Genomic DNA, 12,366 nt, shown 5'->3' on the forward strand with positions numbered 1-12,366 from the left:
GTGCCGAATCCGGTCACAGGCACTGCTGGGACAAGCGTCATCGCGCCCCTCCAAAGAGTTGAACCACTTTAAGTGGTTCGAACGGTAGCAGGAGTCCGAGTGAACCGGATAGTGTGGTTCTCGTGGCGGACGGAGGAAATGTGGCAGTGAGGGAACGCGGCAGGCGCTCGGACACCGAGGCACAGCCGTTGTGTCTCCAGTTCACGAAGACGGTGACGGCTCGCGAGACGGCGACACCGAGGGACTCGCTGCTCCGCCCGTCGGACCTGGCCGAGTGGCTCGCCGACGCAGGGCTGGGCGGGCGGCCGCCAGGGTTGGACGAGGAGTTGCTGCGCGAGGCGCGCGAGCTGCGGGAGTCGATCTACCGTGCGGCCCGGGCCGTCGCGGATGCGCAGGAGATGGCCGAGGCGGACCGGGATCGCATCAACGACTGGGCCGCCCGCAACGACGCGTTCCGCGTACTCGACGGCGCTGGTGTCAACTGGCGCTTCCCCGGCTCGTCGCCGGCACGGTCCGCTCTCGCGGTCGTGGCCGGCGACGCGGTCGACACGCTCGGCGGCCTCCGCGTCGGCACCATCAAAGTGTGCGCGGGGACCGGCTGCGTCGCGGTCTTCCTCGACACCACCCGCGGCAAGTTCCGCCGCTGGTGCTCAATGAGCACCTGCGGCAACCGGGCCAAGAAAGACGCCATGCGTGTGCGAGGCGCCCAGTGACGTCACACGGTGAACGCAAGGCGGAACCATGACCAGAGTGCCTTGAATCCGCTGTGTGCGGTGCCCTGTCACCAGCGTCGCCGCCTGACCCCTCACCTCACGAGTTCGCCGGCCGCCTTCGACGGCGCGGTCTCGGCCTGGTTACGCAGGCCCTGGGCGATCCGGTCGGGCGTCCACGCCGTGTGCTCGTCGCGGGCCTGCTCGGGCCCGCCCTGTTCGGTGGTGCTCATGCTCGTCTTCTCCTTCTAGTGTCCTGAGTCGGGGATTCGCTGCGTAAGTTCTCGGTTGTTCGGCATGATGGCCCGGTGGCGAGGACGGGACGGCCGAAGACCGAGCTGGTGCTGACCGATGACGAGCGTGAGACGTTGAGCCGCTGGGCCAGGCGTCGGACTTCTTCGCAGGCCCTGGCCCTGCGGTGCCGGATCGTGCTGGAGTGCGCAACCGGCGCTTCGAACAGAGACGTTGCCGCCCTGCTCGGCATTCGAGGAGCACACGGTGGGCAAGTGGCGGGCCCGCTTCGTGCGGGACCGGCTTGAGGGCCTGACCGACGAGCCACGCCCGGGTGGCCCCCGGAAGATCACCGACGCCCAGGTCGAAGAAGTGGCCGTCAAGACACTGGAGACCACGCCGAAGAACGCCACGCACTGGTCCACACGGTCGATGGCCAAGGAAGTGGGACTCTCCCAGTCGGCCATCACACGTATCTGGCGGGCCTTCGGCCTCAAACCGCACCTGGTGGACACCTTCAAGCTGTCGAAGGACCCGCAGTTCATCGAGAAGGTCCGCGATGTGGTCGGCCTGTATCTCGCCCCGCCCGAGCATGCGCTGGTGCTGTGTGTGGACGAAAAAGACGCAGATCCAGGCGCTGGACCGGTCGGCTCCGGTGCTGCCGATGATGCCGGGCATGCCCGAGCGCCGTACTCACGACCACCTGCGCGGCGGTGTCACCACGCTGTTCGCCGCGCTGAACACCGCTACCGGCGAGGTGATCGGCCAGATCCACCGCCGGCACCGTGCCGTGGAGTTCAAGAAGTTCCTCGTCCGCATCGACAAGGAGGTACCCGCCGGCCTGGAGGTGTATCTGATCTGCGACAACGCCTCGACGCACAAAACCCCGGCCATCCAGCGACGGCTGACCGCACACCCCCGCTTCCATGTGCACTCCACGCCCACCAGCTCCTCCTGGCTCAACCAGGCCGAGCGGTGGTTCGCGCTGCCGACGGACGAACAGATACGCCGCGGTATCCACAGGAACGTCCAGTCCCTGGAGAGGGACATCCGCAGCTGGATCAAGACCTGGAACGAAGAGCCGAAACCCTTCGTCTGGACGAAGACCGCGGACGAGATCCTTGAACGCCTCGCAGGATATCCGAAGCGAATCCCCGACTCAGGACACCAGAGCGGCTCTTCGTCTATCGGACCGAGTTCGTCGACCCACCCTCCTGGGCCGCCGCCCTCGGCGGTTTCGGCTTCGCTCTCTTGACTGCGGCGGAACTCCTGTCCTCGCTGGAGGATGCAGACACTTCAGCTCTCTCCAGGCGGAGTTGCGCCAGATCAAGCACTGGCAGCCCGCGACTCTTGGCGTGGCGATCTTCTTCAAGGTCCGGTGGCGCAGGACAACCGTTCCACTCGTCGACGCGTACACCGAGGCCCGGCGCTCCAACAGAGACGTCATGCCAAGTGCCATTGTGGAGGCTGCCGTTCGCCTGCCAAGCGGGTGATACGTCCCCCACCGTGATCGTGTGTCTGCACCCCCTGCGCCCCCGCCGCCGACAGTGCCTCCGCCTCCGAACCGATGGCAACGGGCGCGGGCGCGATGGGCCGACCGGCACGCTCTGCCAGGCCTCGGGCGGACCCGGTCCCACGCCTGGGCTTCGGCCTTGCCGTAGTTGGTGGTGTCGGTGACGGTGGTGATCGCCGCCTCGGGCCAGGTCTCGGGGTTGGCGAAGCGGAACTCCTTGCCGTGCTTCGGCGGTCGCCCGCCCTGGGGACAGGCCAGGGCGTACTTCTTGATCGAGGACCTCGGCAGCCGCACCACCCGGTCGCTGCGGATCCGCCCCACCAGCCCGACAGGAGCCCTGATGCGACCCGGCCCGCAGACGAGGGCGCTGTGGAAGGTGTTCTCCGACCTGATGGACCTCGACGACGCCCACCGGTACGTCGCCGACCCGCTCGCCGGCATGGACGCCCGGTACGACCTGGGCGACGACCATCGGCTCGTCGGCACCCTGTGCCCGGACATGAAGTTGACACTGGAGCGGCCCGACCCGGACGTCGTCACCGCGGTGAACCGGTCGGCAGACCTGCTGCGTGAGGGGCGTGGGCCCCTGCTCGACCTCGTCGACCGCGCGGAGGCCCGCGGCGCCGCGGCCGCGTGGACCGGACGGGTCAACACCGTCACCGCCCGCACGGACCGGGTGGACGTCGACGCGTTGCTCATCCGACCCGACGGCTGTGTCGCCCGGCCTTGCCTACCGGGCAGGACCTCGACGCCACCACGCTGGTGCGTGCGCTGGGCACATGGTCCGGCCAACCGGCCTGAGCACCGTATTAACAGTCGTCTCAGGTTCGCTCGCTAGGAATTCGGCGTCCAGATAAGCGATGCAACCCGTATGTAGGAGGCTAGTGATGGCAGTCAACGCAGCGCCGTCCGGGGAAGCGCCGGCCGGCCGGTTGGCAGGCCGGTGGGTGCCCTGGTTGGTGATTGGCTTGTGGCTGGTGCTGGCGGCGGGCATGGTGCCGCTGAGCGGAAAACTGAGCTCGGTCACCACCGACAGCGCCGTAGACACCCTGCCGGCCAGTGCCGAGTCCACCAAGGTGGCGGTGCTGGACGACAGTCTCCCCGGCGGTGACAACAACACGTTCGTCTTCGTGTACCACCGCGCCGGCGGCATGACCGACGCCGACCGCGCGACGGTCGAGCGCCACTACAACACCCTTGCCAAGCGGTACCCGCCGAAGGCGACGGCGGCCGCCGACGAGGACGATGAGGGCTCACCGACGAGCCCCTCCACCGACCGCAAGGCGATGATGTTCACCCTTGAGGTGAGCACGGCCTACGGCGCACCGGAGGACATCGTCGGCCCGTTGCGTGACGCCGCGAAGGACCGCCCCTCCGGCCTGGAACTCGACGTGACCGGCCCGGGCGCGATCGACGGCGACATGGACGCCGTCTTCGACGGCATCGACGTGCAGGTCCTCCTCACCACCATCGTCGTCGTCACGCTCCTGCTCATCCTCACCTACCGCAGCCCGGTGTTGTGGATCATCCCGCTGCTGGCCGTGGGCGCGGCCGCACTGACCGCGATGGGGACCGTCTACCTGCTCGTCAAGGGCTTCGGCATCGTGGTCAACGACCAGAACTCGGCGCTGCTGACGATCCTGGTATTCGGCGTAGGCACGGACTACGCGCTGTTGCTCATCGCTCGATACCGGGAGGCACTGCACCACCATGAGAACGTCCGGGTCGCGATGGTCCACGCGCTACGCGGCGCGGCGCCGGCCATCGTCGCGTCCGCGGCCACCGTGGTCGCCGGCCTGCTCTGCCTGCTCGTCGCGGACCTGAACAGCACCAGCGGGTTGGGCCCGATCGGTGCAGCCGGCATCCTGTGCGCGCTGGTGGCCATGCTGACGCTGTTCCCGGCGGTGCTCGTGGTGCTCGGCAGGCGGATCTTCTGGCCGGCCATCCCGCGGTTCAGCACGGCCGTGGAGGAGAAGCCGGGGCTGTGGGGACGGCTCGGCACCGCCATCAGCCGCCGCCGGTGGGTGGCGACGCTCGGCTCGCTCGGAGTCCTCGGCGTGCTCGCCCTCGGCCTGGCGGGCAACACCGGCGCCCTGCGGGAGCAGGACCAGTTCCTATCCGCGCCGGAGTCGGTCACCGGCTTCACCGTTCTGCGCCAGCACTTCCCGGAGCTCGGCGGCCAACCGATGACGGTCTTCACGCGGCCGGCGCACCAGGAGCGGGTGCTCGACATCGTCAAGGACACTCGCGGGGTGGCCCTGGCCATCCCGGAGCAGACCAGCGGTGGCTGGGCCAACATCTCCGTGTTCCCGAAGGACGCGCCGGACACCGTCGCAGAGTACGACACGATCAAGCGAGTGCGCACCGCCGTGCACGCGGTGCGCGGGGCGGAGGCGATCGTCGGCGGGCCGAGTGCGGAGAACCTCGACACCGAGGTGACCACCAGCCGCGACGAGAAGCTGGTGATCCCGCTGGTGCTCGCCGTCGTCCTGATCGTCCTCGGGCTGCTGCTGCGCGCGATCCTGGCCCCGCTGGTCCTGATGGCCACCGTGATCGTCTCATTCGCCGCAGCCTTCGGCGGCAGCGTGTTCGTCTTCGACACGATCCTCGGGTTCAAGGGTGTCGACTATTCGGTGCCGCTGCTGGCATTCCTGTTCCTGGTGGCGCTCGGCGTCGACTACAACATCTTCCTGGCCAGCCGGGCCCGGGAGGAGACCGTGCGTCTCGGCACCAGAGAGGGCATGCTCAAAGCCCTCTCGGCCACCGGTGGCGTCATCACCTCGGCAGGCATGGTCCTGGCGGCCACGTTCGCGGTCCTCGCCACACTTCCGCTGGTGATGCTGATCGAGGTCGGGTTCCTGGTCGCCTTCGGCGTGCTGCTCGACGCCCTGCTGGTGCGATCGGTCCTGGTACCCGCTCTCACTTTGCTGATCGGCCGGCGGACGTGGTGGCCGAGCCGGCTGTCCCGTCCAGCGGCAAAGCTGGCGGACGGCCAACAGCCGCTCGCCGACGACGAGGAGCCCGCGCTGCAACGGTGAGCGCGGCGGCACGGACGAGATCCGGGACGGGCCCCAGGCCCGTCCCGGATTTTTCATGGGCCCGACGGCCGCCGCCCTTTGGTCCCGCGCCACACGCCGGGGCTGGGGCCGGCGCATCGCGGTGTCCTGCCCCGACGGTGAGCCGCGCGGGGCCATGCCCGAGGGCCGCCGTCCCTCGTCCTGCGCCGCGCCGCCGGGGCGGGTCAGCGCACCGCGGTGTCCTCCCCGGCGGTGAGCCGCCCGATCGGGGCGGGCGGGGCCGCGGCCGGAAGGTCGACCCGAAGCAGCGCGCCACCGCGTGCGGAGCGAGCGACGCTGGCCCGGCCGCCGTGGGCGTCGACGACCCGCTGCACGATCGACAGCCCCAGACCGGATCCCGGCAACGCCCGGGCGCTGTCGGCTCGGTAGAACCGGTCGAACACCCGCGGTATGTCGGCAGCGTCGATGCCCGGCCCGGCGTCGTCGACCTCGAGCACCACCGACGCGTCCTCGGCACGGAGCCGGACCTGGACCGGCTGGTCCGCGGGGGACCACTTGCCGGCGTTGTCGATGAGGTTGAGCACCGCCCGCTCGAGCGCAGCGGGACGCCCGCTCACCCACACGGAGGTCACGTCGAGCGCGACCTCGATGTCGGGCGCGCGGGAACGCGCCCGGGTCGCGGCGGCCGCCACCACGTCAGCGAGGTCGAGCAGCTCGGTGTTCTCGTCGCTGACGTCACCGCGCGCCAGGTCGGTCAGCTCGGCGACAAGGGTGCTCAACTCGGCCACCTGGGCGCCGAGATCGTTGAGCAGCCGGGTCCGGCTCTCCGCCGGCAGTGCGCTGTCCAGGGTGCCGCGCCGATCGAGCCGGATCAGCAGCTCGACGTTGAGGCGCAGGCTGGTGAGCGGGGTCTTGAGCTCGTGGGCGGCGTCCTCGGCGAGCAGCCGCTGGGCCCGCCGGGAGTCCCGGAGCGCGGCGAGCATGTCGTTGATCGACTGGATCAGCCGCCGGATCTCCCCGCCGCCCTCATCCGGGATGTCGGCGTCGAGATCCCGGGTGTGCGCGACACGTACCGCGGCGGCGGTCAGCCGGTCGATCGGTGCCAGCCCGGTCCGCGCCACGGTCCGCCCGACAAGGGTGCCGCCGACCACGCAGAGCAGCCCGATCAGCAGCATGCCGAACCCGAACTGGTTGATCGGGCTGTCGTCGGCGACCTGGGCCACCTGGACCGCGCCGTCGCCCGCCCGCAGCGTGTAGATGAGGTAGCCGTCCTCGTCGCTGTCGTTCGACTCCATCAGGTCGGCCGACGCGCCCTGCGCCACCCGCTCGGCGTGCTCGCTGACGGGGGGCAGCGCGGGTTGGGCAGCCGGCGTCCGGGTCGAGCCGTCGGGCAGGACGATCCGCACCAGCCGACCGGATCCGGGATACGGCGGTAGCTGGACCTGCGCCAGACCGGCGCGCTGCGCGTTCGTCGCCAGGACGCGGGAGTCGGCGCGCAGCTGATTCTTGGCGCTGTCCTGCAGCTCCCAGCCCAGTAGTTCGCTGGCCACCTGGAAGGCCACGAACACGCTGACCGCGATGGCCGTCGCCGCGATCACCGTCAGCCTGGCCCGCAGGGACCGCCGGCGCCACCATCGGGTCAGCCGGCGCGGTTCCCGGCCGGCGGGCCTGCTCACGGAGGAGTCTCCCGCAGCACGTAACCCAGGCCGCGCAGCGTGTAGATCAATCGCGGCTCACCCTCGGCCTCCATCTTGCGGCGCAGGTAGCTCACGTACACCTGGAGGTTGTTGGCGGTGGCGCTCATGTCGAAGCCCCAGATCGCCTCGAACAGCGCGTCGCGGGTCAAGACCCGGGTCGCGTTGCTCATGAGGACCTGCAGGAGGGAGAACTCGGTCCGGGTCAGGCGCAGCGGCCGACCGCCCCGCCACGCCTCGAACCTGTCGGGATCGAGCCGGACGTCGGCGAACGACAGGATCTGCGACTCCTCGTCGGTCGGCGTGCGCCGGCGCAGCAGGGCCCGCACCCGGGCCAGCAACTCCTCGGTGGCGAACGGCTTGGGCAGGTAGTCGTCGGCGCCCGCGTCCAGCCCCGTGACCCGGTCGGAGACCTGGTCACGGGCGGTCAGCATCAGCACCGGCAGATCCCGACCCGCGGCCCGCAACCGCCGGCAGGTCTCCAACCCGCCGAGGCGGGGCATCATCACGTCGAGGATCAGCAGATCCAGCGTGTCGCCGTCGGCCCCAACGACCCCGTCGAGCACGGCGAAACCGTTGGCGACGGTGCTGGTGTCGTAACCCTCGACCTGGAGCACCCGCTCCAGCGACTCACGGATGGCCGCTTCATCATCCGCGATCATGATCCGCACGCTGGCCCGCCCCCTTCCAGTCGATGTTTTTGCCGCTCATTGTCCCCGATCAACCTGAGGCCAGGATTAGAGCGTCGCTGGGGACCGCGCTCTTACGGATACCTGAGAAGTGACTCCTCTCCCGCCTGAAGCCGGGAGCTTCTCGCTAGGCCGGTGGGGCTTCGCGACGGGCCAGCCCGGCCCGTAGAACGTTCAGGGCACCCACGGTGTCGGCGTGCGCGGTGTGGCCGCACGCAACGCAGTGGAACGTGGCCTGGGTGGGCTGGTTCTCCTGGGCGGTGTGCCCACAGGCGGGACAGCGCCGGGAGGTGTGGCGGGGGTCCACGGCGATCATCTCCCGTCCGGCGCTTTCAGCCTTGGCGGTCAGGATCGCGAGGAACACCCCCCAACCGGCATCGTAGATCGATCGGTTGAGCCCGGCCTTCGCACCGGCCCCGTTGGGCAGGAAGGCGCCCGGCTGTTCGGGGTCCGGTTTGGGCGCGGGCGCCTTGCTCATGTTGCGGATCTTGAGATTTTCGTGCGCGATGACGTCGTGCTCGCGCACCAGGTGCAGTGCAGTCTTGTGGTGGTGGTCCAGGCGCTGGCGGCGGACCTTGCGGTGCAGGCCGGCCACCTTCTGCACGGCCTTGCGACGGCGTCGACTGCCCCGCTTGCAGCGGCTCAGCGCCTGCTGAGCGGCTTCCAGTCGCGCGGCGGCCGTGCGGGCGTGGCGCGGGTTGGGGACGAACCGGCCGTGGGAAGTGGCCAGGAAGTTGGCTATTCCGAGGTCGATGCCGACCGTGGACCCGGTGGCGGGCAGTGACTGGGGGGCGGCTTGTTCGGCGGTCAGGATGACGCACCAGCGCTTGCCCTCGCGCTTGACGGAGACGGTCCTGACCGTGCCGGTCACCGGCCGGTGCTGGTGCACCCTGACGTGCCCGACGCCCTGGAGGCGGACGCGGGTGACCGGATCGTGCGGGGTGGCGTTCCAGCGGCAGCCGTCGCCGTCCTTGGGGAAGTCGACCGTGTCGAACCGGCCCGCCGACCGAAATCGCGGATATCCCGGCGTCTGCCCGGCCCTGACCCGGCGGAAGAACGCGGTGAAGGCCTTGTCCAGACGCCGCAGCGTGGCCTGCTGACTGGAGAACGACCACCGGCCCTGGCACTCCGCGTCGAACGCGCGGATCTCCTTGAGCTGCGCGGACCGCTGCCCGTAGCGCACGGTCGTCTTCGAGACAGGCCCTGGGCCTGGCCCACTTCGAGGGCCGCACCTTCAGCGGCTGGCACCACCACGTCACCCTCGTCTCCACCGCCCACGCCTTCTGCACCCTGCAACGACTGGCCCACGCCCCAGAAGAAGCAGCGCAGGTCTGAGCCTTTACCGAGTCGTCCGCGAACCGCAGACACTCCTCGCCACCTGGGCCGGCGCCTGCCCCACCTGCCACCGCGACACACCCACACCAATACGAACCTGACCAAACCCTACTGGAGCCGGACGCGCATCGCGTAGGTCTCGGGCGTCTTGCGGACATCGCGTTTATCGGCCACTGGAGACACCTCCGCGCATGCTTTTGTCACATGGCCTTGGCTGCTCCCTCGTTGGCGGCGACCGCCCTCGCCAGCAGTGCCGGGTCGGCCAGCGTGGCGGGGTGGCGCAGCATGTAGGAGACGTTGTTGAACGCGCGCGTGACGTCCCCGTCGAGGAGGGTGGCGGCCGTGATCTGTTCCACGGCCCACCGCTGCCGCGCGATGTCCTCCGGCACGTCGGTGCCGTCCCGCGCGTCGAGGCGGGCGGCGTCACCCCCGGCGGAGACGGCCCAGGCGGCGTCCACGACCACCTGCTGGAGACGGAAGAACTCCCGGGCGGCCGAACCCAGGTCGGGGCCACCGCCGAGGTAGAAGGCCAGGCAGGAAGCGTGCAGCGCGGCGGAGCTCATGCCCTGGCCGTAGATCGGGTTGAACGACGCCACGGCGTCCCCCACGCTGACCAGGCGTGCGGGAAAGCGGCTCACGTCGGCGAAGTGGCGCCGTCGGCTCTCGGCCTGGTGGTAGGTCACCACGTCGCCGATGACGGCGCCGGCGGTGGCCGTGGTGAAAACCGAGGGCAGCTTGGCGCACGCCTCGCGGAACTCGTCGACCGTCCGACCGGGCCGGCTGTCGCCGTACCCCATCAGCATGACGATCCACCGCTCGTCCTCGATCGGATTCGCCGCCGCGACGGACACCCCGCCCGAGGGGTACTCCGGCGAGAAGAGCGCCAGGGCGCCAGGAGCCTCCAGGTCGGCGACGTCCACCGGCCGCTCGAACAGGGCCGTCGCGTAGTTGATGGGGGCTTCCAGCCGCTCCAGCCCGGGCTGGTCGTAACCGCCCTGCCCGAGCCAGTTGGACAGCCTGCTGGAGCGCCCCATGGCGTCCACGACAAAGTCCGCGTCGAGTACCCCCGCGCCACCGTCGCTGTGATCCCCGCCGGCGGTCGCGACGTAGCGGACGGCGCTGACGGCGTCGTCGCGGTACCGCAGTCCGGTCGCCCGCCCCCGCAGGACGGACACGTTGGGGAGGGACGTGACCCGGCCTCGGATCAGGGTCTCCAGCAGGGGGCGCCCGATCGCGAGCAGCCGGTGGCCCTCACCGTCAGGCGCCTGCGGCACGCCGTTGAGGGAGGTGACCCCCTTGCCGGGCACCAAGCGCGCGCCCCGGTCCTGCGCTTCCTTCGTGAACCCCGGAACCCACCGCTCCAACCACAGCTGACCGGCCGGGAGCAGCGTGTGCACCTGCTGGTCCTGGGGCACGCCGGGACGCGGCCCGGTCTCCGCCGAGACGTCGTCGGGCTCGATGACGACGACTCGGCGTGCGCGGTCGGAGAGCACCCGCGCCGCCAGGAGACCCGCGATACTGCCGCCGATCACACAGGCCGTGTCGAACAGCACGGGTACGTCGCCGGGCGGGTCGGCGTGGACGAGCTTTTCGAAGAGGGAGACCGCGGAATCGGTCATGAGACGTGCTCCAGTGGCTGAAAGAATGCGCACCGCAGCGCGCGCTCCGGTGCGGGGACCGGCCCCCGAAGGGCCCGTTACGGCCACTCTCGCTCGCTCCGGCCGTCGGCGTCTTGTTCCGGTCTGCCACTCGGGCTTGTACTTTCCTGCCACGCCCGGGGATTCGCAGGCCGCACATGTACCCTGTTCCGGTGGACAGCACCGTCAGCACATCGTCCTGGCGGGTGGGCGGCGCCTCGCCACCAGCAGTCGACATCGCCGTGCCCTACGCCGACGAGAACCGGAACCATGTGCTGCTCAGCGAATGGCGCCGCCAGGGGGGCGAGTCGTTACCGGCGCCCCCGCTGATGCTGCCGCGCCACAGCGAAGGGGCGTACCGGGTCCGCATCCGGGCCCAGCGGATGCTCGACGTCTCCATCGAGGACCAGTACAGCGACGCGATCACCGGGGGCACCGGCGGCCCGGGCGGCCACCTCGGGTCCATGATCGTCACGCACATCATGCTCAGCGGCGAGTTGCGATTCGCCTCGCGGAAACAGCAGTCCAGGGTGGGAGCCGGGACACTGTGCGTCCGCAGGAACGAGGAACCCTGGGACTTCGAGTACGCCCGGGGCACGCGAGCGGTCGTGGTGGGCCTGCCCGCGAGCGCCCTCCGCTTTCCGTCGAACACCCTCGCCGTCACCGCCGATCAGGCGTCTCCCGCCGCACGGCTGCTCCTCGCCCAGCTCCGTCTCTTCGCGGAGCTGTCGGACGAGCTCGGACCCGCGGCCGCCACGGCGGCGCGCGACGCGACAGCCGAGCTGTTCCGAGGGCTGGTGCACGACCAGGTCATGGATGACGCGGACTTCACTCCGGCGCTCCTCGAAGCGGCGCGGGGGTACATCGAGGACCGGCTGCTCGACGATCCCGACCTGAACCCCCGAGCCATCGCGGACGCGCTCCGGGTGTCGGTCCGCACGCTCTACCGTGTCTTCGCCCAGCAGGCGACGTCGTCGGTCATGGCGTACGTCCGTGAACGACGCCTCGATCGCGCGAGGGCGGAGCTCGTCTCCACGCGCCTGACCGTGTCCGAAGTGGCCGCCCGCTGGCACTTCGCGGACGGCAGCCACTTCGTCAAGGCGTACAAGAAGCGCTTCGGCGAAACACCGACTGCCAGCCGACGGGGCTGACTGCTCTTTACGCGACACAGCGAAGTTTTCCGATCATTGGTACCCACAACTGGGACTTCTGGTCGGCTGTGCGGGGAATCTCCTCGCGGAGGGCGGGTGCGCGGGATCGGCCTGACGGGCCGTTCGATGTCATGGAATCGTGCTGGCACCGTTTTTTGTTGTGTGCGGGCCGTGAGCCAGGTGATGGCCCTGGCCAGGGGCAACGGCATAGTGGGGGGCGTCCCAGTGGGACATGGCGCGAAAGCACCGGGACGAACCACGCGCACAGCAGAACAACAGCACCACAGGGGGATAAGAACTCCTAACAAAAGTGGGCGTGATCCCTTGGAATGAGGCCGTGCGATGGGGTGTTGGCCTTCGCATGAGGAGGGGTGAGCAGCTTCCGTGGA

8 protein-coding genes and 4 pseudogenes are annotated in these 12,366 nt (G+C 69.9%); 6 read left to right on the forward strand and 6 right to left on the reverse strand.

The genetic code is table 11. The annotated features are described in order from the left end of the window. The first annotated feature begins 140 nt into the window (after nucleotides 1–140). On the forward strand, nucleotides 141–713 hold the full coding sequence (locus IE271_RS35470; protein WP_229919784.1) for a CGNR zinc finger domain-containing protein: 573 nt from the start codon (nucleotides 141–143) through the stop codon (nucleotides 711–713). Nucleotides 714–805: 92 nt separating this feature from the next. Here the strand turns inward: IE271_RS35470 and IE271_RS35475 are convergent, their stop codons facing one another. Then, a complete protein-coding gene (locus IE271_RS35475) occupies nucleotides 806–943 on the reverse strand; it encodes a hypothetical protein (RefSeq protein ID WP_190194591.1) in 138 nt (45 codons plus the stop codon). Between the two features lie 75 nt (nucleotides 944–1,018). Between IE271_RS35475 and IE271_RS35480 the strand changes: the two are divergent. Continuing rightward, nucleotides 1,019–2,091, forward strand: a pseudogene (locus IE271_RS35480) (IS630 family transposase); the annotation flags it as partial. Nucleotides 2,092–2,556: 465 nt separating this feature from the next. Here IE271_RS35480 and IE271_RS42670 read toward each other — a convergent pair. Beyond that, nucleotides 2,557–2,787, reverse strand: a pseudogene (locus IE271_RS42670) (transposase); the annotation flags it as partial. Between the two features lie 106 nt (nucleotides 2,788–2,893). On the opposite strand from IE271_RS42670, the gene IE271_RS35485 reads away from it, so the two are divergent. Both IE271_RS35485 and IE271_RS35490 read left to right on the forward strand, forming a co-directional pair. Then, nucleotides 2,894–3,292, forward strand: a complete 399-nt coding sequence (locus IE271_RS35485) for an aromatic-ring hydroxylase C-terminal domain-containing protein (RefSeq protein ID WP_373308889.1) — start codon at nucleotides 2,894–2,896, stop codon at nucleotides 3,290–3,292. A 49-nt stretch (nucleotides 3,293–3,341) separates the two neighbouring features. Continuing rightward, a complete protein-coding gene (locus IE271_RS35490) occupies nucleotides 3,342–5,492 on the forward strand; it encodes an MMPL family transporter (protein ID WP_190194593.1) in 2,151 nt (716 codons plus the stop codon). Between the two features lie 203 nt (nucleotides 5,493–5,695). Here IE271_RS35490 and IE271_RS35495 read toward each other — a convergent pair whose 3' ends face one another. From IE271_RS35495 to IE271_RS35505, 3 genes and pseudogenes are all read right to left on the reverse strand, one after another. Then, on the reverse strand, nucleotides 5,696–7,147 hold the full coding sequence (locus IE271_RS35495; protein WP_190194594.1) for a HAMP domain-containing sensor histidine kinase: 1,452 nt from the start codon (nucleotides 7,145–7,147) through the stop codon (nucleotides 5,696–5,698). Next, nucleotides 7,144–7,836 carry a response regulator transcription factor gene (locus IE271_RS35500; RefSeq protein ID WP_308435239.1) on the reverse strand — a complete coding sequence of 231 codons (693 nt, stop codon included), beginning with the start codon at nucleotides 7,834–7,836 and terminating at the stop codon, nucleotides 7,144–7,146. Before IE271_RS35500 ends, IE271_RS35495 begins: the two co-directional genes overlap by 4 nt. Nucleotides 7,837–7,981: 145 nt before the next feature. Further along, a pseudogene (locus IE271_RS35505) lies at nucleotides 7,982–9,049 on the reverse strand (RNA-guided endonuclease InsQ/TnpB family protein); the annotation flags it as partial. Between IE271_RS35505 and IE271_RS35510 the strand changes: the two are divergent. Next, nucleotides 9,049–9,189: pseudogene (locus tag IE271_RS35510) on the forward strand (IS701 family transposase); the annotation flags it as partial. The pseudogenes IE271_RS35505 and IE271_RS35510 sit on opposite strands and share 1 nt — an antisense overlap. Before the next feature lie 200 nt (nucleotides 9,190–9,389). On the opposite strand, the gene IE271_RS35515 reads toward IE271_RS35510, so the two are convergent. Next, on the reverse strand, nucleotides 9,390–10,808 hold the full coding sequence (locus IE271_RS35515) for an FAD-dependent monooxygenase (RefSeq protein ID WP_190194596.1): 1,419 nt from the start codon (nucleotides 10,806–10,808) through the stop codon (nucleotides 9,390–9,392). Between the two features lie 191 nt (nucleotides 10,809–10,999). On the opposite strand from IE271_RS35515, the gene IE271_RS35520 reads away from it, so the two are divergent. Beyond that, entirely contained in the window at nucleotides 11,000–11,977 is a 978-nt protein-coding gene (locus tag IE271_RS35520) for a helix-turn-helix transcriptional regulator (protein ID WP_229919786.1), read from the forward strand. The last annotated feature ends 389 nt before the right edge of the window (nucleotides 11,978–12,366 follow it).

The sequence above is a fragment of the Streptomyces minutiscleroticus genome, from assembly GCF_014650875.1.
Taxonomy (GTDB): Bacteria; Actinomycetota; Actinomycetes; order Streptomycetales; family Streptomycetaceae; genus Streptomyces; species Streptomyces minutiscleroticus.

Bases quoted from the DNA above. Each gene is read 5' to 3' on its own strand.
- IE271_RS35475 (WP_190194591.1), bottom strand. From the start codon at position 943: ATGAGCACCACCGAACAGGGCGGGCCCGAGCAGGCCCGCGACGAGCAC.
- IE271_RS35490 (WP_190194593.1), top strand. From the start codon at position 3,342: ATGGCAGTCAACGCAGCGCCGTCCGGGGAAGCGCCGGCCGGCCGGTTG.
- IE271_RS35485 (WP_373308889.1), top strand. From the start codon at position 2,894: ATGGACGCCCGGTACGACCTGGGCGACGACCATCGGCTCGTCGGCACC.
- IE271_RS35515 (WP_190194596.1), bottom strand. From the start codon at position 10,808: ATGACCGATTCCGCGGTCTCCCTCTTCGAAAAGCTCGTCCACGCCGAC.